At 48.2% G+C, this 21,346-nt stretch carries 18 protein-coding genes; all 18 read right to left on the reverse strand.

Annotated elements, in window-relative coordinates:
* Positions 1 to 20: 20 nt before the first annotated feature.
* Positions 21 to 986, reverse strand: coding sequence for an SseB family protein (locus DWZ44_RS09710; protein ID WP_022461182.1), 966 nt, complete (start codon positions 984 to 986; stop codon positions 21 to 23).
* Between the two features lie 226 nt (positions 987 to 1,212).
* On the reverse strand, positions 1,213 to 2,520 hold the full coding sequence (locus DWZ44_RS09715; RefSeq protein WP_117804766.1) for a putative ABC transporter permease: 1,308 nt from the start codon (positions 2,518 to 2,520) through the stop codon (positions 1,213 to 1,215).
* 30 nt (positions 2,521 to 2,550) lie between these two features.
* Positions 2,551 to 3,528, reverse strand: coding sequence for a translation initiation factor 2 (locus tag DWZ44_RS09720; protein ID WP_117804767.1), 978 nt, complete (start codon positions 3,526 to 3,528; stop codon positions 2,551 to 2,553).
* Positions 3,529 to 3,536: 8 nt separating this feature from the next.
* A complete protein-coding gene (locus DWZ44_RS09725; protein ID WP_055227895.1) occupies positions 3,537 to 3,977 on the reverse strand; it encodes a DUF4869 domain-containing protein in 441 nt (146 codons plus the stop codon).
* Positions 3,978 to 4,215: 238 nt separating this feature from the next.
* Positions 4,216 to 7,767, reverse strand: coding sequence for a pyruvate:ferredoxin (flavodoxin) oxidoreductase (gene nifJ, locus DWZ44_RS09730; RefSeq protein ID WP_117760614.1), 3,552 nt, complete (start codon positions 7,765 to 7,767; stop codon positions 4,216 to 4,218).
* A 306-nt stretch (positions 7,768 to 8,073) separates the two neighbouring features.
* On the reverse strand, positions 8,074 to 9,888 hold the full coding sequence (locus DWZ44_RS09740; RefSeq protein WP_117804768.1) for an ABC-F family ATP-binding cassette domain-containing protein: 1,815 nt from the start codon (positions 9,886 to 9,888) through the stop codon (positions 8,074 to 8,076).
* Positions 9,885 to 10,322, reverse strand: coding sequence for a GatB/YqeY domain-containing protein (locus DWZ44_RS09745; RefSeq protein WP_055221697.1), 438 nt, complete (start codon positions 10,320 to 10,322; stop codon positions 9,885 to 9,887). Before DWZ44_RS09745 ends, DWZ44_RS09740 begins: the two co-directional genes overlap by 4 nt.
* Before the next feature lie 89 nt (positions 10,323 to 10,411).
* Positions 10,412 to 11,563, reverse strand: coding sequence for a DUF362 domain-containing protein (locus DWZ44_RS09750; RefSeq protein ID WP_117804769.1), 1,152 nt, complete (start codon positions 11,561 to 11,563; stop codon positions 10,412 to 10,414).
* Between the two features lie 95 nt (positions 11,564 to 11,658).
* Positions 11,659 to 12,015 carry a 50S ribosomal protein L20 gene (rplT, locus tag DWZ44_RS09755; protein WP_022461741.1) on the reverse strand — a complete coding sequence of 119 codons (357 nt, stop codon included), beginning with the start codon at positions 12,013 to 12,015 and terminating at the stop codon, positions 11,659 to 11,661.
* A gap of 49 nt (positions 12,016 to 12,064) precedes the next feature.
* Positions 12,065 to 12,262, reverse strand: a complete 198-nt coding sequence (gene rpmI / locus DWZ44_RS09760) for a 50S ribosomal protein L35 (RefSeq protein WP_022461742.1) — start codon at positions 12,260 to 12,262, stop codon at positions 12,065 to 12,067.
* 35 nt (positions 12,263 to 12,297) lie between these two features.
* Positions 12,298 to 12,792, reverse strand: a complete 495-nt coding sequence (infC, locus tag DWZ44_RS09765) for a translation initiation factor IF-3 (protein ID WP_022461743.1) — start codon at positions 12,790 to 12,792, stop codon at positions 12,298 to 12,300.
* 308 nt (positions 12,793 to 13,100) lie between these two features.
* On the reverse strand, positions 13,101 to 13,424 hold the full coding sequence (locus DWZ44_RS09770) for a DUF1540 domain-containing protein (protein WP_055266509.1): 324 nt from the start codon (positions 13,422 to 13,424) through the stop codon (positions 13,101 to 13,103).
* A gap of 293 nt (positions 13,425 to 13,717) precedes the next feature.
* Positions 13,718 to 15,655, reverse strand: coding sequence for a threonine--tRNA ligase (gene thrS / locus DWZ44_RS09775; protein WP_117804770.1), 1,938 nt, complete (start codon positions 15,653 to 15,655; stop codon positions 13,718 to 13,720).
* A gap of 395 nt (positions 15,656 to 16,050) precedes the next feature.
* The gene (locus tag DWZ44_RS09780) at positions 16,051 to 16,500 is read right to left on the reverse strand and encodes a hypothetical protein (protein ID WP_172680781.1); all 450 of its coding nucleotides are present in this window, start codon (positions 16,498 to 16,500) and stop codon (positions 16,051 to 16,053) included.
* A 75-nt stretch (positions 16,501 to 16,575) separates the two neighbouring features.
* Positions 16,576 to 16,710, reverse strand: coding sequence for a hypothetical protein (locus DWZ44_RS19000; RefSeq protein WP_256359690.1), 135 nt, complete (start codon positions 16,708 to 16,710; stop codon positions 16,576 to 16,578).
* Between the two features lie 141 nt (positions 16,711 to 16,851).
* Positions 16,852 to 17,184: a helix-turn-helix domain-containing protein gene (locus DWZ44_RS09785; protein WP_070103703.1), complete on the reverse strand. Its 333-nt coding sequence runs from the start codon at positions 17,182 to 17,184 to the stop codon at positions 16,852 to 16,854.
* Positions 17,185 to 17,406: 222 nt separating this feature from the next.
* A complete protein-coding gene (locus DWZ44_RS09790) occupies positions 17,407 to 18,015 on the reverse strand; it encodes a hydrolase (RefSeq protein WP_117760610.1) in 609 nt (202 codons plus the stop codon).
* Positions 18,016 to 18,216: 201 nt separating this feature from the next.
* Complete coding sequence (locus DWZ44_RS09795) at positions 18,217 to 21,270, reverse strand: glycoside hydrolase family 2 TIM barrel-domain containing protein (RefSeq protein ID WP_117804771.1); 3,054 nt, start codon at positions 21,268 to 21,270, stop codon at positions 18,217 to 18,219.
* Positions 21,271 to 21,346: the final 76 nt, after the last annotated feature.

Below are 21,346 nucleotides of genomic sequence, written 5' to 3' on the forward strand. Positions count from 1 at the left end.
TTTCTGCGGCCCTGTCGGTTTTATTCTTCGTTGTCGTTTTCTGCTGCGGTGTTCTCTGTCTCGTCGACGTGTTCTTTTACTTCGTCGTTTGCAGCGTTGTTCTGTGCATTTTTCTGTGCCTGTGCTGCAGCGGCCTGTGCCATCATTGCCTCAAGGTTCGGTCGGACGCTCTGTGCCTGGGCTCCCATGATTCTCTGGAGCTGTTCTCTGGTCAACAGAAGGTTGAAGCCGGACGGGTTGATGACGAAGCCTTTGGCCTGTTTCATCAGGTACGGCAGAAGGTGCTGGAACGGGATGGCTGCCAGACGGAGTTTTGCCTGCGGATCCGGACGGAATTTCTGGAATTCACCAATATCGGAAAACAGCGGCTGGAAGATGTCTTCGTTCTGGTTTTTGATGTACGGGATGCGCACGTCTGGTCCCGGGTTGGCCGGATCGAATTCGCCCTGTACCTGGGAAATGTCGATGGCAAGGATGAATTTGCTTCGCATCAGGTTGACAAGCATTTCTTCCTCGAGTTCACGCAGGTGCTGCATGCGCTCGGCATCGTCTCTTCTCTGGTTTGGTTTTCTGAGTTCCTGCAGAAAGTATACGACGGTGAGCTGTACGCCCGGGTTCAGAACCGGGAGGTGCTGTTTGTTCATTTTCTCCATGTCTGGTTTCGGGAAGATCTGCTCCAGCTCGATGCGGCGGGTCTGATCGCCTTCGTGGAAGATGACCATGTTGACACCTTCTGCGTAGAGGCCCATATAGAAGTTCGGCATCTGCTTGCGCAGTACTTTTACGGTAAGCAGCGGGGTATTCTTCTCTACATAGGATTTTGCAAATTCTTTAGCTGCTTCTTCTTCGGTAAACATGTATACCTGATCATCAAAGGTTTCCGGATCGCACTCTACGTATGGGAGTTTCGTGATCTGGGAAAATGTGACATAGATGATTTCCATGCTCTGAAATTTCTTCATTGTGAAGCTGTTGTCTACTGTCATTTGTGGTTGAGTCCTTTCTTCGCTCTTAGAGGATATGGTATCCCCAAAATATCTATGTGACATTATATCATACTTTTGGTGGGTTGCCAAAGGTTTTCTTTGGGGGTAACGGACCGCGCAGACCAAAGCTGTCGAAACGGGGCCTGACTTTGCATGACGGAGGGAGAGGGCTTTTCGTAGTCTGTAATTGGGGCGTGCAGACTACGGAATTGTTTTTTAACACATTCTAGTTAATCGCTTTGGCATTGGGGTAGATTTTTTCCATTCGGGCGTCCGGGAAATGGGCATCTATGGTCTGCTCGATGGCATTAGCAGCGGGCTTTTGGTGGGCGCGTTCGTCGTATCGGGCGAGAGCAAGGGTAGATACGAGTATGTTGGCCACCATGAACACAATCAGGATCCAAGTGATGATTTTTCCGAATTTCATCGGGATTTTTTCAATCCAGCGCGAAATGACAGGATAGAATTTTTTGAGCCAGACGACGGCGGCTATTCCCCAGAAGAAACAGTACAGGAGGTTGATACGGCCTCCGAGGTTGAAGGGAATGTCGCTGTAGTCCCAGAAGACTTTTCCGAATACGATTTCGGTGAACACACTGCAGATGTATTCGTAGGCTCCGCCGAGGAAGGTACCAAAGGCAAACAGGAATCCATCGGAGCGGTCGCGGTAGTTGTAGAGGAACCAGGTAGCGAGGGCGATGGCCAGGCCCCAGACGATGCTGAACGGGCCCCATACAAGGCTACTGCGGCTCATCCAGACACCGGCGGTGATGCGACAGAATATGGTTTCTGTAATATCGCCCAAAAATGCGCCGATGATGAAGAGAAGAACGATTTTGTAAAAGCTGCATCCTTCGGCAAATACGCCGGTTTCTGTTTTCTCTTTTTTCTCCGAAACTGGCTGTACGGCCGGATAGGCACGTTCCACACGACGCTCCAGATAGCGGTAAACACGGACAGAAAGGCGTCTGGTGAAGGCGTCGATCTGATCGTTCATAGCGCTGATCCGCGGCATTTTTTTCGTGATGTGGTGCAGAACAGCATAGGAACCGACGGCATCTACGATCAATATACCAAAGAGAATCCAGGATGTGATATGCAGGAAACCGGCCGGAATTGAATGAAGAACTGTAAAGCAGAGGCGATTGCCGATTTTCATGGCAAGCAGTCCTAAAATTCCCCATAGTACAGAATACTGAAGGCAGATATAGCCGTCCATGTTCCATTTTTTATTGGAATAGTCCCACCATTTGCCATGGCCAATGCGTTCCAGTGCGTGACCGGCCAGCCACTCGACTGCGGTAGCGATAATCATACAGCCAAGGAACAAAAAGACGGGGCTTGACTGCAGTTCATACAGATAACGTGTCATAAAGACAGCTGTGATTCCATAGATGGCGCAGAGCGGACCATTTAAGAATCCTCTGTTTACCATATGTTTTTTCCGGATCGCGGCCACAGAAGTTTCCAGAAGCCATCCAAGGAAGGCGTAAAAGAAAAACAGGCCGAGATAGTCATAAATTGTATAGTTCATGTTCTTCTCTCTATTCTTTCATTATTTTTGCTATTTTAAGGATTTTATTTTCCACTGAATCCCTTGTATACTCTCCAGTATTTTGTTTTTATTTTTATCCTGCAAATAAGATGGATTTAATTTTGCTTTTTTATACTGCAAATATGTTCCTTCTGTTTTCTGAATCAGCAATTTTGTAAAATATTGTTCCCAGCTAAAAAACTCTGTGCTGTCGATATAATCTTCTGGATTTTCCAGAATTTTACGAACCTCTTTGTCCTGTAAAAGATCTGAATTTAAAATCAGCCATTCAAAAGACTCCGGTAAATATAAATGTACGTTCTGTTTTTCCTCTATTTTATTGCTGAGAAGATTCATTTCTGCTCCAATTGCAGCACCGTCCGCAATAATACAGGTTTCTTCTGTTCCTGCCTTGCCGATCATTTCCGGTATTTTTGTTTTTCCACCAGCGCTTTCACATGTAATATTCCTTTCTGCACATACATTTTCAAAAAATTGATACCCAGAATTGGAATCTTCCGTAATTATTTTTTGTACTCTAACAGGAAGCCGTGCTGTTTTGGGATAGATCTGATACATTTTCTGATATATTTTTCTGGTATCTCTGTATTTTCCGGAAACATGCAATCCATAAATCTCTTCTACACTATACGGCAAATTATATAAGTTTTCTCTCGTAATCAATACAAAATAGTTTTCTGCACCCCGTATGGCAGAAGCAAATTCTTCTGTTTTTATAAAATAATTCTCCTCGTCTATGAAAAAGATGCTTTCCCGGCTGTTTTCCAAAATAATTTTCCAATTAACACCTTCCAGCACTCTGCACGGTACTTCACAGGAAACGTTGATTCCGCTGGACTCCCCTAAATTTTCTGCCTGCCGGATCATATTTACCAGTGTTGTTTTTCCTGATGCACTATCCCCCTGGATGATTGTAATATTACGCTTTATCACAAATTCATAATGAACTCTGTTATTTTGAATAATAACTCTTTTCTTTCCCTTCATACATCCACCTATACATAAGCCTCGGCAACATCTACAAATTCGGACATATTCCGCACAATAGTCCCTGTATTTAAAATCAGGATTTCAAAAGGATCTTTGCCAAACCGCATCACATGACGCAGATTAATCGTCAGATCCTTTTGCTCTCCTAATTTTAAAATCCATTTTGCACAATTATCTCCACATACGGAGGCATTAAAGATCTTTCCGTCTGTATCGTATGCCATCAGCAGCAACGTTTTGATTCCTCCGGATAAATCTTTCGGTGGAATCGGACCAAGCACCGGGCTGTCAATCAGATGCGCACTGATTACCTCCGAGCGATCCACATCGCGGATCATTTCTTTTGCCAGTGGCGTGGTCAGCCATTCATCTTCATAACAATTATCAAAATAGGTTGGCGGATGATAGATTGCACCTTTCATTTCTCCAAGATATATTTTCAACATAATAAAATTCCTCTCGCTAACGCTCATTATATCGTGATACGCACATTATACCATATCTCAAAGCCTTCTTGCGCAAAAATGTATCGTTTGTCAACATTTTCCGGGATAAAAATGTTGACAAACGATACAAAACTATTGCCAAATGTCGCTAATTCATTTTTTCTCCCAAAAAGAAAGAAGCCATACTCTCTCAAGTATGACTTCTCTCCTTTTTCAAATTCTTTTTAAGGAAAAAGAATTACTCTTCTTCTGCGCCGTACAGTTTTACGAGTTTGTTCAGGTAAGTGTAACGGTCTTTTGCTTCCTGCTCGTTCTTGCCGAACAGTCTTTCTGCTTTCGCCGGGTTTGCACGTTTCAGAGAGTTGTAACGTACCTCGCCGTTCAGGAATTCCTGATAATCTCCTGACGGAGCCTTGGAATCCAGTGTGAATGCGCTCTTGCCTTCTGCAGCGAGTGCCGGGTTGAAGCGGAAGCAATGCCAGTATCCGGTCTGAACAGCGAGCTGCTCCTCGGTCTGTGCTTTGCTCATACCTTTCTTGATACCATGGTTGATACATGGAGCGTAAGCGATAATGAGGGACGGTCCCGGATATGCCTCTGCCTCTGCGATTGCTTTGACTGCCTGATTGTAATCAGCGCCCATAGCGATCTGTGCTACGTATACATAGCCATAGCTCATTGCGATGCTTGCCATATCTTTCTTCTTGGTTTCTTTACCGCCTGCTGCGAACTGTGCAACTGCACCGGTCGGAGTAGCTTTGGAGGACTGTCCGCCTGTGTTGGAGTAAACCTCTGTATCGAATACCATTACGTTGATATCTTTTCCGCTGGCAAGTACGTGGTCTACGCCGCCGAATCCGATATCGTAAGCCCATCCGTCGCCACCGAAGATCCACTGGGATTTCTTAGCGAGGAAGTCTTTGTTCTTAACGATGTCTCTGCAAACGTCGCAGTCAGCGTCTTTGATTGCTTCTACAAGTTTCTCGGTTGCAGTTCCGTTGGTAGCGCCGCAGTCAAAGGTATCCAGATACTCTTTGCATGCTGCTTTTACTTCTTCCGGAGCTTTCTCGGAGTTCATAACATCCTCAACTTTGGCTTTCAGGCCGCCGCGGATTGCTTTCTGAGCAAGAAGCATACCATAACCGAACTCTGCGTTGTCCTCGAACAGGGAGTTGGACCATGCCGGGCCCTGTCCTTTCTCGTTTACAGTGTAAGGAGTGGACGGTGAGGAGTTGCCCCAGATAGAGGAGCATCCTGTTGCGTTTGCGATGTACATTCTGTCACCAAACAGCTGGGTGATCAGTTTTGCGTAAGGAGTCTCGCCGCAGCCTGCGCATGCGCCGGAGAACTCAAGCAGCGGTTTCTTGAACTGGCTGCCCTTTACGGTATTCTCTTTGAATTTTGCTACAACGTCTGTCTTCTCTGGAAGAGCTGCTGCATAATCGAAGTATTTCTGCTCTGCTTCGTGTGCTGCAAGGCTTTCCATAGCCAGTGCTTTCACACCCTTCTTGCCCGGACATACGTTTGCACAGGAACCACATCCGGTACAGTCAAGCTGGGAAATAGCCATTGTGAAGGTGTAGTCCGGCATACCGGTCATCGGCATGGTCTGGATGCCTTCCGGAGCTGCTGCTGCTTCTTCTGCGGTCATGGCAACCGGACGGATAACAGCGTGCGGGCAGACGAAGGAACATCTGTTACACTGGATACAGTTTTCCGGATTCCATACAGGTACGTTTACGGCGATACCACGTTTCTCGTATGCGGATGTGCCGGACGGAGTTGTTCCGTCTACGTAGTCTGCAAATGCGGATACAGGCAGGTTGTTTCCTTCCTGGGAAGTTACTTTTGCCTGGATGGTATTTACGAATTTAACAGCGTCAGCGCGGCCGCTCTCTGCATGAGTTGTGGTCAGACCTTCGTCTGCTGCATTTTTCCAGCTTTCCGGAACTGCAACTTCTTTGATCTGTTTTGCACCCTCATCGATTGCTGCCCAGTTCTTTGCTACGACATCATCACCTTTACGGCCATAGGTAGCTTTTGCTGCTGCTTTCATGAGTTCGATGGCTTTTTCTTCCGGAATGATCTTCGCAAGCTTGAAGAATGCAGACTGAAGAATGGTGTTGATACGGGTCGGTCCCATGCCGGTCTCGATACCGATCTTAACGCCGTCGATCACATAGAATTTGATGTTATGGTTTGCGATGAATGCTTTTACCTGACCTGGCAGATGCTCTTCCAGTCCTGCTTCATCCCATGGACAGTTCAGAAGGAAGGTTCCTCCGTCTACCAGCTCTTCTACCATGTGATATTTGTTCACATAGGAAGGATTGTGGCATGCAACAAAGTTTGCTTTGTGGATCAGGTATGTAGATTTGATCGGTTTCTTTCCGAAACGCAGGTGAGACATGGTTACACCGCCGGACTTTTTGGAGTCATAGTCGAAGTAAGCCTGTGCGTACATGTCTGTGTTGTCACCGATGATCTTGATGGAGTTCTTGTTTGCACCTACGGTACCGTCTGCGCCAAGTCCCCAGAATTTGCAGTTGATGGTTCCTTCCGGAGTTGTTACCAGAGGAGCGCCAACCGGCAGAGACAGATTGGTAACATCGTCTACGATACCAATGGTAAATCTCTGTTTCTCTGTATTTTCATATACAGCAACGATCTGAGCCGGTGTGGTGTCCTTGGAACCAAGTCCGTAACGACCTGTGAATACCGGTGTGCTCTCGAATCTGCTGCCTTTTAATGCTGCTACTACGTCCAGGTACAGAGGCTCGCCAAGAGATCCCGGCTCTTTTGTTCTGTCCAGAACGGAAATCTGTTTTACAGTCTCCGGAATTGCATTGATGAGTGCTTCTGCGGAGAACGGACGGTACAGACGTACCTTTACAACGCCGACTTTCTTGCCTGCTGCTACGAGGTAATCGATGGTCTCCTCGATGGTATCGCAGACAGAACCCATAGCGATGATTACGTGCTCAGCGTCTGCTGCTCCATAATAGTTGAACAGTTTGTAATCGGTTCCGATTTTCTCGTTTACTTTGTCCATGTACTCCTGTACGATTGCCGGAAGAGCATCATAGTACGGGTTACATGCTTCTCTTGCCTGGAAGAAGATATCCGGGTTCTGTGCGGATCCTCTCTGGCACGGATGGTTCGGGTTCAGGGCATGTTTACGGAATGCATCTACTGCATCCATATCTACCATGTCTTTCAGATCTTCGTAATCCCATGTCTCGATTTTCTGAATCTCGTGGGAGGTACGGAATCCGTCGAAGAAGTTGATAAATGGAACTTTGCCTTTCAGTGCTGCACAGTGTGCAACCGGTGTCAGGTCCATAACCTCCTGTACGCTGGATTCGCAGAGCATTGCGACTCCGGTCTGACGACAGGCGTAAACGTCTGAATGATCTCCGAAGATGGAAAGTGCGTGGCTTGCAAGGGCACGAGCGGATACGTTGAATACGCCCGGGAGCTGCTCGCCGGCAATTTTATAAAGGTTCGGGATCATCAGAAGAAGTCCCTGGGATGCGGTGTAGGTTGTAGTAAGAGCTCCGGCTGCCAGTGATCCGTGTACTGCACCTGCTGCTCCTGCCTCAGACTGCATCTCAGTTACCTGAACTTCCTGTCCGAAAATGTTCTTTCTTCCCTGGGTTGCCCACTCATCGGTATGCTCCGCCATAACGGATGAAGGGGTAATTGGGTAAATAGCTGCTACGTCGGTATACGCATAAGACGCATGTGCTGCAGCCTGGTTACCATCCATGGTTTTCATCTTTCTAGCCATTTGATTTTATCCTCCTTAAAAAATGATGACCAAAAATTACTTTGGCTTTTCTCAGGTTGGTGTTCTGCCGGGTTTCGGTTGCCTCCGCGCTTCGAAAAACCCGGATAAGGGCATGGCAATGCCACTATGTCCAGTGTTTGAATTATAACACCGATTGGGCATTCTGTCCAGATTTTCTGTGGGTGTTCAGGGAAAAATACAAGTTTTTTACAACTTCTGGTAATTCCGCGTCGAATTTCTCGATAAAAAAAAGAAGGAACGGCCCGCATATTTTTTTCTCTTCTGCGGACAGTTCCTTTGCTTCTTTTATTTCTGATTCTGCGCCTCAATCTGTTCTGCGAGGTCGGTGAGATAAACCCATCTCTCGGTTTTTTCTTCCAGAGCAGCTTCGGTCTTCTCTTTTTCCGCCATCAGTTCGGCGAGCTTTGCAGAGTTGGTGGCGTTTTTGAGCATCTGATCGTCAAGCGATGCAATCTTTTCCTCGAGTACGGCGATATCGTCATCGATGGTCTCGTACTCGCGCTGTTCTTTGAACGTAAATTTCAGGCGGGTCGGACGGTTCTGCTTCCAGTCATTGTTCTTTGACTTTGCAGGTTCGTCCGCGGACGTTTTGGACGGCGCTGCTTTTGCCGTTTCTTCCGCACTTCCGCCGAAACGGCGTTCTTTTGCTTCGAGGTAATCGGTGTAGCCGCCCTCGTACTGCAGAAGATTTCCGTTTCCGTCGAATTCGAAGATGCGGTCCACGACGTTATCCAGAAAATAGCGGTCGTGGGAAACGGTGATGACGATGCCGACGAACGTGTTCAGGAAATCCTCAAGCACGGTCAGGGTCGGGATATCAACGTTGTTGGACGGCTCGTCGAGGATCAGAACATTGGCGCCGCTCACCAGGACGGATAAGAGATACAGTCTCCGTTTTTCGCCTCCGGAGAGTTTGGAAATCGGGGTGTACTGCATATCCGGTGTGAACAGGAAGCGTTCAAGCATCTGCGATGCGCTGATGCGGCCGTCACGGGTCTGGACATACTCAGCGATATCTTTCACGTAGTCGATCACGCGCTGATTCGTATCCATGTCCGGCTCTTCCTGTGCCAGATAGCCGATGCGGATCGTGTCGCCGATTTCGATGGTTCCCGCATCCGGCAGGACTTCTCCGGTGATCATCCGCAGCATTGTGGATTTTCCGCAGCCGTTCGGGCCAATGATGCCGACACTCTGGTTCCGCAGGAAGATATATTCGAAATCTTTCATCAGCGTTTTATCGCCAAAGGCTTTGCTGACGTTATGGAATTCAATCGTTTTCTTTCCCATGCGGGTCTCGACAGCATCCATCTCCACGACAGCGTCTGCGGTCGGTGCCGTGCCATTTTTGAGTACTTCGAGACGTTCGAGTCTGGCGCGCTGTTTTGTGCTTCTTGCGCGGCAGCCGCGTTTCGCCCATTCGAGTTCCATGCGCAGGATGCTCTGGCGTTTCCGTTCAGAGGCGAGTTCCATCTCCTCGCGCTCAGCTTTCAGTTCCAGAAAACGGGAATAGTTGGAATCGTAGCTGTACATTTTTCCGTGGCTGATTTCGAGGATGCGGTTCGACACTTTATCCAGGAAATAACGGTCATGGGTGACCATAAAGACGGTTCCGCGGTAATTTTTCAGGTAATCCTCGAGCCAGAAGAGCATCGCATTGTCGAGATGGTTTGTCGGCTCGTCGAGGATCAGGACGTCAAAATCGGACGCAAGCACTTTTGCCAGGGCAACCTTGCGGCGCTGGCCGCCCGAGAGGGTGTCGAGTTTTGCGTCGTATTCGGTGATACCGAGCTGTACAAGGTTGCTCTGCACCTGCCAGTCCTCCTCATCGCCGGAAAGGGCGTAGGACAGCACGGTGGCATCCTTTGGAAATTCCGGTGTCTGCGGAAGATAGGCCATTTTGAGGTTGTTCTGGCGGATAATCTGGCCGGAATCCGGGGTCTCTTCTCCTGCTGCCATGCGCAGCAGCGTGGATTTTCCGGTTCCGTTGATTCCGACGATGCCGACCTTGTCGCCCTCCTGCAGGCCGAAGGAAGCATCGTCAAAAATCAGTTTATCGCCGAACAGTTTGCTGATGTGTTCGATGTTGATGATATTCATTTGCACAGTTCTGCAACGGTCTGGTTGATGACTTTTCCGTCTGCTTTACCTTTCATATCTGCCATAACGGCCTTCATGATGGCACCTTTGTTCTTGGTTGCCAGAACGTCTGCGAATTTCTCCTGGATGTAGGCTTTGACTTCGTCTGCACTCATCTGTTTCGGTGCATACTCGCTGATGACGTCATAGCGGAACTGATACTCTGCTTTTAAGTCCTCACGGGATGCCGGACAGGTATCGATCTGCTCTTTTACGGTCTTCAGCTCTTTTAAGATGACGCGGTCTACCAGCTCCGGTTTGATGTCATCGCGGCAGCCCTCGTCGATGGCTACTTTCTTTGCTGCGGAGATCAGGGAAGAGATGGCCTCTTTTCTCGCTTTGTCTTTGGCTTTCATTGCTGCTATCATATCACTTCTTAAAGTTTCTAATTCCATGGTGTTGTTCCTCCTGTACTAAATTTTGTCCGGTTTCAAGTATAACACTTCTCTTTTTGCTTTTCCAGTCACTTTGTAGAATAGCTCCCTTATTTTCCCCACGGCAGACGGTGTTTCTTTACCTGGATTGCCTGATGCGGGCACATTTCCTGACAGCAGAAACAGCGGATGCACTTTTTATAATCGTAGACCGGCGGATTTCTGCGGCCGTTATCAAAGCGGACGGCTTTCCCTTCCACCGGGCAGCTCTCGACGCAGACGCCGCATTTTTTACATTTTTCTTCTATGATATAGGGGCGGCTCTGGAAGACCCCGAGGATCTCGAGCAGATCGAGGGCTCCTTTTTTGCGGGCTTTGCGGCGGTCGACATTGAAGTTTGGATTTCCGTACTTTCTTTTCAGTTCTTCCTCGGATATGGTGCCATCCGCTGTCACAATTTCGATGCGGTCGTCGTGCCACGTTCCAAGGCCGAGCGTTTCCCCGTAGAGATTTGTCGGCACATACGACGGATCGAGGTTCACCAGATGGCAGAACACGGTATCCAGCGCGATCGGATCGGTGGACATAAGAAGAACTCCCATCGAAACCGGATCGCCGGAAGTCGGACCATTGCCTTCCATTGCTACGATTCCGTCGCAGATATAGAGGCGCGGGGCGACTTTCTGGTTCAGCTCGATCAGCATGTGTGCGAAGCTCTCATCGTTCGGATACTGCGTGTGGCCGAGTTTTTTGTAGACGCCGCTGATGCAGCCGTACTGGTTCTTGACAGCTCCGGTGATGCGTTCCAGCGCGTGGGTTTTCATTTTACTGACGCTGATGAGGGCGTCGCAGTCGAGTGCATCTTTCGCAATCATCAGAAATTTGCCATCGGCGGTTTCTACGCGCTCGCTCGTAAGGAAATCCTTCAGCGGAACGTTGTGTTTTTCCAGCACCTCTTTCAGCCCGGCTTCCTTTGCAATGCCCTCCGGGGTGCCAAGGCCGCAGGAATCGCCGCAGGAAATATTCTCATAGCCATTTTCCTGCAAAATCGTGATCAGGGCATCCATAACTTCCGGGTCGGTCACGACGGCGCGTTCGCGTTTTGCGGAGCGGACGAGGTTTGGTTTTAATAAGATATTCTCTTCTTTTCCGATCAGAGATTCCAGGCCGCCAATTGCTTCCAATCCCTTTTGCAGGCTTTCCTTTACGTGCGCCGGCTCATAGTCGGGACAGGCAACCACTGCCACTTTGCTTTTTTTCATATTCACCTCATGTTTTTCTATATTTCAAAAGAAGCTGCGATCCCCTTACCGGTTCTCACAGCTTCTTCGTATATTCACACAGAATATGTTTTTACTTATGCTACTTTGCTTTTTGCAAGCTCAGCCAGTGTTGCAAATCCTTCTGCATCGTTAACTGCCATGTCAGCCAGAACTTTACGGTTCAGCTCAACGCCTGCCAGTTTCAGACCATACATAAATTTGCTGTAGGACAGACCGTTCATTCTTGCTGCTGCGTTGATACGAGCGATCCACAGCTGACGGAACTGACGTTTTTTCTGTTTTCTTCCTGCGTAGGAGCTGGTCAGTGCGCGCATTACGGACTGTTTTGCTACTCTATACTGTTTGCTTCTGGCTCCTCTGTAACCTTTAGCCAGTTTTAATACTCTGTTATGTTTTTTCTTAGCGTTCATGCCGCCTTTAATTCTTGCCATTTCTTATTTTCCTCCTTGATCTGTTGGGCGTAACTCTACCTTGCAAAAATTACATGTAAGGTAAGATTTTCTTCATGTTCTTTACGTTTGTTGCATCAACAGTAGTCTGTTTTCTCAGGTTTCTTTTTCTCTTCTGAGATTTCTTGGTTAAGATATGGCTCTTGTAAGCTTTATTTCTTACTAATTTTCCTGTTCCTGTTGTTTTAAAACGCTTTGCAGCTGCTCTGCTTGTTTTTACCTTTGGCATTTTAATTTCCTCCTTGATATTGATTCAAATGTATTTTAACGTTTAGCCGTCAAAAACATGGTCATGCTTCTGCCTTCCACCTTCGGCGCTTTGTCAACCGTTGCAATATCGGACAGACTCTCTGCAAATTCATCGAGGATGTATTTGCTGCTGTTCATATGTGCCATCTCACGGCCGCGGAAACGAAGTGTTACTTTTACTTTGTCTCCCTTTGTAATGAACTTGCGGGCTGCACCTACTTTGGTATTAAGATCATTGGTGTCAATGTTTGGAGAAAGGCGAACTTCCTTGATTTCAATTGTTTTCTGTTTTTTCTTTGCTTCTTTTTCCTTGCGGGCCAGTTCATATCTGTACTTTCCGTAGTCGATAATTTTGCAAACCGGCGGTTTCGCTGTCGGAGCAATTTTCACAAGATCCAGACCTGCTTCCTGTGCTTTCAGGTACGCATCTCTGGCAGACATAATTCCAAGCTGTTCTCCGTTCTGACCGATCAGACGAATTTCTCTGTCTCTGATCTGCTCATTAATCATTAATTCGCTAATTGTAGTGCACCTCCATCATTATAAAAGACTGTGTTCCCGCTTTTGCGGTGTAACGAAATCAAACTCGGCTCACCGGACCGGATTTGACTGATAACGCAAGAAAAGTGGATAGACAGACTATCCACTTAACATTGTACATAAATCTCTACACAAAGAGAACTTAAGATCAATATTGGACCGTAGTCGCGTGTTTGCGCTAGGGTGAGAGTGGATACTCTACTTTCTTTTTCTCAGACTATTGCAGTATAGCACTCTCCCATCCTGTTGTCAATACTGATTTTCGCATTTTTTCGTATTTATCTCCCGCAGCTACAGCGGAAGGAGCTGCACTCGGTTTCCTGGCAGCTGCATGCGCTGTCTCCGGCGATATGGATGTCTCCGGCTTCGCATTTACAGTTGTCGTTAAAGGTACAGTTCTGCGCCTTGCAGTCGACACCGATTTTCGTACAGCCGCAGCCGGTGGAGTTGGACATCGTGCCCTCACCGCGCTCCTTGAAGCTCTCGCAGCACGTTTCCATGGAGCTTTTGGCTTCGCTTCCGCCTACGCGGATATCTCCTTTGGAACAGAGCTCGTTCTGGTTGTAAACACAGGTCATAGCGGAACAACTTAATGCTGGCATAATAAATTACCTCCTGAAATTTAGTTTTCTGCGGTTTCGCCCGCATAGAAACCATTATTTCCAAGAGGTAATTTTTTATGCTTTATTTATTTGATAATACCAGTGTCCAAAGTTTGGAAATCCGACGCAAGCAAAGCTTGCACGAGGATTTTTAAATTTTGGACACGCCAAAACATGAGTAAGTAGCCATTTTTCGAAGAAAAATGAGCGGAGTACGAATGTTTTGAAGATTGCGGGAGTACGAAGTACGGAGCAATCTGGTATCATAGGTGTCAATTTTTTTGACACCTACCTTATTTATTTTCTTTTGTTTCAACAGTAACCGGGCGGTTAACGCGGCCTGCGATTTCTTCTTTGATATCTGCGATAAACTGCTCCAGGCTTCTCTGGCCTTCATCACCTGCAAAACGGCTTCTGACAGATACAAGACCTGCCTCTTCCTCTTTTGCTCCGGCGATCAGCATGTATGGAATCTTCTGTCCCTGTGCCTCACGGATCTTATATCCAATCTTCTCGGAACGGGTATCCATCTCTGCGCGGATGCCTGCCTCGTGAAGGGCGTCCAGAACCTTCTTGCCGTAATCTGCGTATTTGTCGGAGATTGGCAGAACCTTTACCTGTACCGGTGCAAGCCAGGTTGGGAATGCACCTGCAAAGTGCTCGATCAGGATACCGATGAAACGCTCAACAGAACCGTAAACAACACGGTGGATCATAATCGGACGATGTTTCTCTCCGTCTGCTCCTGTGTATTCCAGTTCGAATCTCTGCGGCAGCTGGAAGTCAAGCTGGATGGTACCGCACTGCCACGTTCTTCCGATGGAGTCTTCCAGATGGAAGTCGATCTTCGGGCCATAGAATGCGCCGTCGCCTTCGTTGACTACATAGTCAAGGCCAAGATCATCGAGTGCGCCACGGAGACCTTCGGTTGCTACCTCCCAGTCCTCATCGCTTCCCATGCTGTCTTCCGGACGGGTGGACAGCTCTACGTGATATTTGAATCCGAACAGTTTGTAAACCTGGTCAATCAGGTTTGCAACGCCTTTGATTTCGTCTTTGATCTGCTCCGGTGTCATGAAGATATGGGCATCGTCCTGGTTGAAGCAGCGTACACGCATCAGGCCGTGCAGCTGGCCGGATTTCTCATGACGATGTACCAGACCAACCTCTGCCAGACGCAGCGGCAGATCACGGTAGGAACGAGGCTCGGATTTGTAAACGAGAACGCCGCCCGGGCAGTTCATCGGTTTGATTGCATAATCTTCATCGTCGATGACGGTGGTATACATGTTTTCTTTGTAGTGATCCCAATGACCGGAGGTCTCCCACAGGCGACGGTTCAGGATGATCGGTGTGGAGATTTCTACGTATCCTGCTTTTCTGTGGATTTCACGCCAGTAATCCATCAGTGCATTTTTCAGATCCATTCCTTTTGGAAGGAAGAACGGGAATCCCGGGCCGTCCTCACTCATCATAAACAGGCCGAGCTCTTTTCCGAGTTTTCTGTGGTCACGCTTCTTTGCTTCCTCGATCATGTGGAGGTACTCTTCAAGCTCTGCTTTCTTTGTGAATGCAGTTCCGTAGATTCTCTGCAGCATCTTGTTTTTCTCGCTGCCTCTCCAGTATGCGCCTGCAAGGCTGGTCAGTTTGAAGGCTTTGACCGGCTTTGTGCTCATCAGATGAGGGCCTGCGCACAGGTCCGTGAATTCGCCCTGGCGATAGAAGCTGATGACTGCGTCTTCCGGCAGATCTTCGATCAGTTCTACTTTATATGGCTCTTCTTTTTCTTTCATGAAGGCGATGGCTTCTGCTCTCGGCAGTTCGAAGCGCTCCAGTTTCAGATCCTCTTTTACGATTTTCTTCATCTCTGCTTCGATTTTTTCAAGGTCTTCGCTGGTGAGCGGAGTCTCTCTGTCTACATCGTAGTAGAATCCGTCTGCGATGGACGGTCCGATGGCCAGTTTGGTATCCGGGTACAGTCTCTTGATGGCCTGTGCCATGATATGGGATGTGGTGTGACGGAATGCTGCTTTTCCGCCTTCATCGTTGAAGGTCAGAATGGAAAGATTGCAATCTTTGTCGATCACGGTACGAAGGTCTTCTACTTCTCCGTTTACTTCACCTGCACAGGCCATTCTTGCAAGGCCTTCGCTGATGTCTGCTGCGATCTCAATGATGGATTTCGGTTCGGAGTACTCTTTGGTACTTCCATCTTTCAGTGTGATGATCATTTGCTTTACCTCTTTCTTTGTATATTTTTCGCAAGCGTGTTTCAGAATTTTTATACTTTTTACAGCAACAAAAAAGTCCCTTCTGACACGCTTATGCTGTCAAAAGGGACGATGTATTTTCATTCACCGCGGTTCCACCCATTTTGTTTTTTCAAACCACTTCATTTGACGATAACGGAATCACCGGGCCGGATTGGGGCCGCTCAGAGCTGGTCTTCGATCACGTTCCTGTTAAAACCCTTGCACCACAAAACGGGGTTTCTCTCTGTCACATTCACTGTGATTTACTCGTCTCTTCTACGCTTTGTTTTTTGTGTTCGGTGCTTTTCGGCTCCCGATAGTTTTAGATTATATCACCCAATGCGTGGTTGTCAAGACCTGCATGGGCGAAAAATTTATTTTTCCGGCGATTTTTGTCCTGCTGTCTGCAGAGCAATTTTTTCTTTTGCTTTTTCCGGCATTTCCAGCAGGGCAAACTCGTAAAAGATGCCGTAAATATACGTGATTCCACGGATATCGCCCAGCGCTTTCGGGCGCTCGACAACCGGTCTTTCGCTCTCCTGCTGTAATTCCAGCACTTTCTGATATGCACTCCGGACGGAGCTCCAGACAAGACTTTTGCTTTTTTCTCTGCGGTTGATCCAGAGCTCTTTTGTATAGGTGCCGCTTCTGCCGTATTTCATATGGTAGGAATACGGCAGGCCGGAATACGTATGGAACTCAAAATCCTGATACGCAGTAACACAGTCCCACAGGGCTTCTTCTGTCCGCTCCTTGCGGAGCCGCTGCAGGGCCTGTTCTCTTTTTCGCTGTAAGCTTTCCTGTGTTTCTTTCGTTTCTTCCATCTTGTTTGTCTTCTCCATCCTGTTTTTAATCCGCCAGAAATTTATCCAGCTCCGCCGTCACGACCGGATTACGTTTTACCTGCGGATGGTCGATTCTTCCGGGACAATCGCCGTGATGTTTTCTCCCTCCGTCAGGATCGTAAGACCGGTCTGGACCTGCATCTCTTTCGTTCCGTTTAAAATTTTTCCGTTTTTGTAGGCATATTTCATACTCGATTCCCTCTTTCTGCCGAACGTATTATGGTTTATTTTATCACTCCTAAGAGAGATTCGCGATAGAAAATCTCAGATTTTTGAAATATTTTCCTCATCTGAGAGGCCAGGATATGCACAGATGGTTTCTGCATCCTTTTATTCCTCCTGCAATGCCGCCAGATATCCCAGAATTCGTTCCTTTTTTCTGTCGGGCAAATTACGAAAGCCTTCCAGAATCATTTTCTCCTCTGTGTTTGCCGCGCACATTTCGAGATCCACTGCTTTCCGTTCGATCTCATTTTCTCCTAAAAGCTCATACGGCGTAACCTTCAGCACTTCGCAGATTTTCAGTATCTTATCCGCCGACGGATTCGTCCCCTTTCTTTTCCAGTCGCTGATGGTGCTCTGTGAAATTCCGGTTTCTTCAGAGAATTCTTTCTGGGTCACCCCGTTTCGAAGAATTAATTCAAAAATTTTTTCACTGATCATTTTGTATTTCACCTTTTCACTCAGATTTTGTTTTACTATATCACAAAATTCCCTGTCCGTCACTTCCTCCAATGCTGAAAAAACGCCTCTTCCTGCCCTGTGCGGATTCCGTATTTTCTTCTTGCGATCTAACAAAAAAAGAAATGGTAATGCCTGGGAAAAGATGCGCCATGCAAAAAAACAGCCTGAGTTCCCGTTTTTACACCGAAACTCAGACTGTTTTTATGCGTTCTGTTCTGCTTCCACTTCCTGATTGATCTCATCCTCGCTGTCGGCCATTGCCTGCAGGGTCATAGTCAGTAATTTTTCCAGCGGCCAGCCAAGCTGATCGGCGCCCCTCTCAATGACCTCTCTCGAACATCCTGTTGCAAAGCCTTTGCTCTTATATTTCTTCTTTAAGGATTTCAGTTCCATGTCTTTTGTGCTCTTCGAAGGCCGCATCAGCGCAGCTGCCCAGATCAGTCCCGTCAGCTCATCTGCTGCAAACAGAACTTTTTCCATCTCATGCACCGGCTCCACATCCAGTGTGACGCCACACTCAATGGTAATGCCGCAGCCATGGGAAACGACACCATGAATGATATCTTCCGACACGCCGCCTTCCCGCAGAAGCTCCGGTGCTTTCAGGCAGTGCTCTGCCGGATACAGCTCAAAATCAATGTCATGCAGCAGTCCGACAATACCCCAGTGCTCCTCTTCTGCCCCATAGCCAAGCTCTCTTGCATACCATTTCATCACGGCCTCTACGGTAAGCGCATGCTGAATATGGAAGGGATCTTTGTTGTATTTTTTTAATAACGTAAATGCCTCATCTCTTGTAATTTCACTCATGCTTGATTTTCTCCTTCCCTTTTCTCTTTCCAGAATCACCTGGATTAGATTTGAATTATAATTTCGTCCATTATAATCCTATATTCATAGCAATTCAATAGGTTTATCAAGACTTTTTTTGTACATCATATAAAAAGGCGCCGTTCCCTCACCTTTCAGAGAGAGGGCACAGCGCTTTTCTTATTTTTCAAATTCTACGCTTTACAGCAGTTCCGGTTTCAGCCGCACATCGAAGCTGATTTCGGTTTCTTTCAGCTGATATTTTTCCAGCAGCATCGGTCCGCAGCTTGCCGATCCGATCCCGGCCTGGCGGTAGTCGATGCAGAAAACAGTGCTTCCGCACGGCCGAAGCTCATAGTTGTGGGCTTTCGCGGTCAGCTCCTCCTGCGTGTAAATAGATGCCTGGAATGAGAAGGTTTTCTCACCCACTGCCGTCAATACCGCACGATCACTGGCAAGACTTGCATAATCGCAGTCGTAGTGGCTGCCGTTCTCCTGCGGGCGGATGTAGTCCTCCTGCTGTTCTGCCGGTGTGCTGTGGAAAACGCCGTGATAGCTTGCCTGGTGCTTATCCACGTAGCTCTCCACCGGGCCGAGGCCGCAGTAGGTCAGTTTTGCAAACGATTCCGGCAGGAACAGGCGCAGGCCAAAACGCGGCAGAACCGGGAATACCGGGTCTTTCTTTGCTTCTACATGGACATCGGTCGTTCCGTCGCTGTAAATTGTCCATTTGATCACACCTGCAAGGATCCGCTGCAGAGCCGGAGACGAAATCGAATAGCTTGTCTCGATCTCCACGCAGCCGTTTTCTTCTTTTGCCGTTGTCTCATACGCCCGCGTCACGGTACGGTCATACTGCGCACGCATCCAGGTATTCTTGATATTGCGGTCATTGTCTGTCGGCGCACGCCAGATGTTCAGCTCCATCGGGCGGTCGAGCAGATTCTGGTTGGCATAGCACATTCCCTCGAACAGGCCGGTGAACTTATTATAGGTATAGCTGAACTGTTCCGTCGATACCGTCAGATAATGATCGTCCTCTTTCCATCCAAACGAAGCCGTTCCCTCCGGGCGCTTCATCATCTCTTTTGCCTTCTGGTTCTGATTGTCTTTCGTTTTCACCGGAACTTCTTCAAATCCCAGTTCGAACTGCTCCGGCAGCACCTCAGTGGCCTGTTTCTGATACCAGGTAACCTTCAGCGCACATTTTCCCTGCTCCGGCACGGAAATGGCAAGCGGAATCGTCTTCTCACAGCCTGCCGCAAGTTCCAGCAGTGCTTCATCTGTAATCTTGCCGCTCTCCGTCACTTCGCCGTCCACAAGCACCTCATAGCCGAGCACAGCGTAATCTTTCAGATTCACAAAATTCATATAGTTTTTGATGGTCAGTGTACCCTTTTCGGCATCATATCCCGTCACGCGCACCGGACGATACACGTTTTTAAATTCCATCAGTCCCGTATGCGGTGTGCGGTCCGGATAAACAAGTCCGTCCATGCAGAAGTTGCCGTCGTGCGGATACTCGTTGTGGTCGCCGCCGTACGCGTACATCTTCTTTCCCTCGATCGTTTTTCCCATATCAATCGCGTGGTCGCACCACTCCCAGATAAAGCCGCCGCACATCTTCTCCTCGCTGTGGATCAGTTCAAAGTAGTCTTCAAGATCTCCCGGGCCGTTGCCCATCGCATGGCAGTATTCGCACATGATATACGGCTTATCCCCGTACTCCACCAGCTCTTTTTTGATCTCCTCGAGTGATGGATACATGCGGCTGTAGAGGTCGAGGTTGCTGTAATCGTATTTCTTCGGATCATCCACATACCGTGCCGACTCATAGTGCGTCAGACGCGTCGGATCAAATTCCTTCGTCCACTTTAAGGCCGCCTCGAAGGTACAGCCGTATGCGCACTCATTTCCCATCGACCAGATGACAACGCTCGGGCGGTTTTTATCGCGCTCCACGCAACGCTGTGTGCGGTCTACGGTTGCCTCGGTAAATACCGGATTGTTCGCAATTAGTTTATTCCAGTTCTTCGCATACTCTTCCCAGCTCGTGTAATCCGCATAAATTGCCTCTGTGCCGTGGCTCTCATTGTCCGCCTCATCGATGACATAAAAACCGAGACGGTCATAAAGCTGATAACAGTACGGCGCATTCGGGTAATGGCTGGTCCGGATCGCATTGATGTTGTGCTCTTTCATTACCTTCAGATCTTTTTTGATCTGTGCAAGGCTGATTGCAAATCCCGTCACCGGATCGCTGTCGTGGCGGTTTGTTCCGTGGAATTTGATCTTCACGCCGTTCAGGTACAGCACACCGTCCTTCGCGTGGATCTCACGGATGCCGACATGATCAGTGATCACCTCACCCGCCGTCTCCAGCACCAGCGTATACAGATACGGCTCCTCGGCATTCCACAGATGTGCATCTTTTACATGCATCTGAACCGTATCGCCGCCAAACGCTGCCTCTGCCACAAGATGATTTTCTGCATCAAACAGCTTTGCCGTTCCTTCCTGCGGTTCCCCGTCATTCCAGGTAATCGCAATCGAAACTTCTCCATTCTGGTACGATGCGTCCGGCGCTGCCTTTACAAAGTAATCGCGGATGCCTTTTTCTGGTCTTGCAAGCAGATAAACATCGCGGAAAATGCCGCTCATGCGGAATTTGTCCTGATCCTCGAGATAGCTTCCATCGCACCATTTCAGCACCAGTACGGCGATGATGTTGGTGCCATCTTTTAAGAAGTCTGTTACATCAAATTCACTCGTAGAATGAGACACCTGGCTGTAGCCGACGAAGCTGCCGTTCATCCACACGTAGAAACAGGAATCCACGCCCTCAAAATTCAGGAATTCCCTCGGTGCTTCCTCCTGTTTTTTCCACTCGAACGTTCTCACGTACGCACCGCACGGGTTCTCATACGGCACATACGGCGGATCCACCGGGAACGGGTAGCGGACATTCGTATACTGATGGTGGTCATGGCCATAATTCTGCCAGACGGACGGCACCGGAATCGTCTCGAATGCAGAAGTGTCGTATCCTTCTGCGAAAAACTCCTCTTTTACATCGTAAACACTGGTAAAATAGCGGAATTTCCAGTCGCCGGAAAGCAGGAAAAAGCGGTCCGACGCCTCCCGGTTCTCCACCAGATCCTCCATGCGGCGGGATGCCGGAATGTAGTAGGCACGGTTCGGCATGGTATTCACATGCAGGTGATCGAAATCTTCGAAATATTTTGGAACAATCATCTCTTTTTAAGTCCTCCTTATTCTGTCTTTTGTTTCCAATATCGGCACCGAAACACACGCGGTCCCGGTGCCGATC

The organism is Blautia sp. AF32-4BH (assembly GCF_003460565.1).
Classification (GTDB): Bacteria; Bacillota; Clostridia; order Lachnospirales; family Lachnospiraceae; genus Fusicatenibacter; species Fusicatenibacter saccharivorans.

What these genes read in the sequence shown, in the direction of transcription:
- DWZ44_RS19000 (WP_256359690.1), bottom strand. Translation starts at nt 16,710, where the DNA reads ATGAAATATGCCTACAAAAACGGAAAAATTTTAAACGGAACGAAAGAG.
- rplT (WP_022461741.1), bottom strand. Translation starts at nt 12,015, where the DNA reads ATGGCAAGAATTAAAGGCGGCATGAACGCTAAGAAAAAACATAACAGA.
- DWZ44_RS09795 (WP_117804771.1), bottom strand. Translation starts at nt 21,270, where the DNA reads ATGATTGTTCCAAAATATTTCGAAGATTTCGATCACCTGCATGTGAAT.
- DWZ44_RS09745 (WP_055221697.1), bottom strand. Translation starts at nt 10,322, where the DNA reads ATGGAATTAGAAACTTTAAGAAGTGATATGATAGCAGCAATGAAAGCC.
- nifJ (WP_117760614.1), bottom strand. Translation starts at nt 7,767, where the DNA reads ATGGCTAGAAAGATGAAAACCATGGATGGTAACCAGGCTGCAGCACAT.
- DWZ44_RS09785 (WP_070103703.1), bottom strand. Translation starts at nt 17,184, where the DNA reads ATGATCAGTGAAAAAATTTTTGAATTAATTCTTCGAAACGGGGTGACC.
- DWZ44_RS09750 (WP_117804769.1), bottom strand. Translation starts at nt 11,563, where the DNA reads ATGAAAAAAAGCAAAGTGGCAGTGGTTGCCTGTCCCGACTATGAGCCG.
- rpmI (WP_022461742.1), bottom strand. Translation starts at nt 12,262, where the DNA reads ATGCCAAAGGTAAAAACAAGCAGAGCAGCTGCAAAGCGTTTTAAAACA.
- DWZ44_RS09720 (WP_117804767.1), bottom strand. Translation starts at nt 3,528, where the DNA reads ATGAAGGGAAAGAAAAGAGTTATTATTCAAAATAACAGAGTTCATTAT.
- thrS (WP_117804770.1), bottom strand. Translation starts at nt 15,655, where the DNA reads ATGATCATCACACTGAAAGATGGAAGTACCAAAGAGTACTCCGAACCG.
- DWZ44_RS09725 (WP_055227895.1), bottom strand. Translation starts at nt 3,977, where the DNA reads ATGTTGAAAATATATCTTGGAGAAATGAAAGGTGCAATCTATCATCCG.
- infC (WP_022461743.1), bottom strand. Translation starts at nt 12,792, where the DNA reads ATGATTAATGAGCAGATCAGAGACAGAGAAATTCGTCTGATCGGTCAG.
- DWZ44_RS09770 (WP_055266509.1), bottom strand. Translation starts at nt 13,424, where the DNA reads ATGCCAGCATTAAGTTGTTCCGCTATGACCTGTGTTTACAACCAGAAC.
- DWZ44_RS09790 (WP_117760610.1), bottom strand. Translation starts at nt 18,015, where the DNA reads ATGAGTGAAATTACAAGAGATGAGGCATTTACGTTATTAAAAAAATAC.
- DWZ44_RS09715 (WP_117804766.1), bottom strand. Translation starts at nt 2,520, where the DNA reads ATGAACTATACAATTTATGACTATCTCGGCCTGTTTTTCTTTTACGCC.
- DWZ44_RS09780 (WP_172680781.1), bottom strand. Translation starts at nt 16,500, where the DNA reads ATGGAAGAAACGAAAGAAACACAGGAAAGCTTACAGCGAAAAAGAGAA.
- DWZ44_RS09740 (WP_117804768.1), bottom strand. Translation starts at nt 9,888, where the DNA reads ATGAATATCATCAACATCGAACACATCAGCAAACTGTTCGGCGATAAA.
- DWZ44_RS09710 (WP_022461182.1), bottom strand. Translation starts at nt 986, where the DNA reads ATGACAGTAGACAACAGCTTCACAATGAAGAAATTTCAGAGCATGGAA.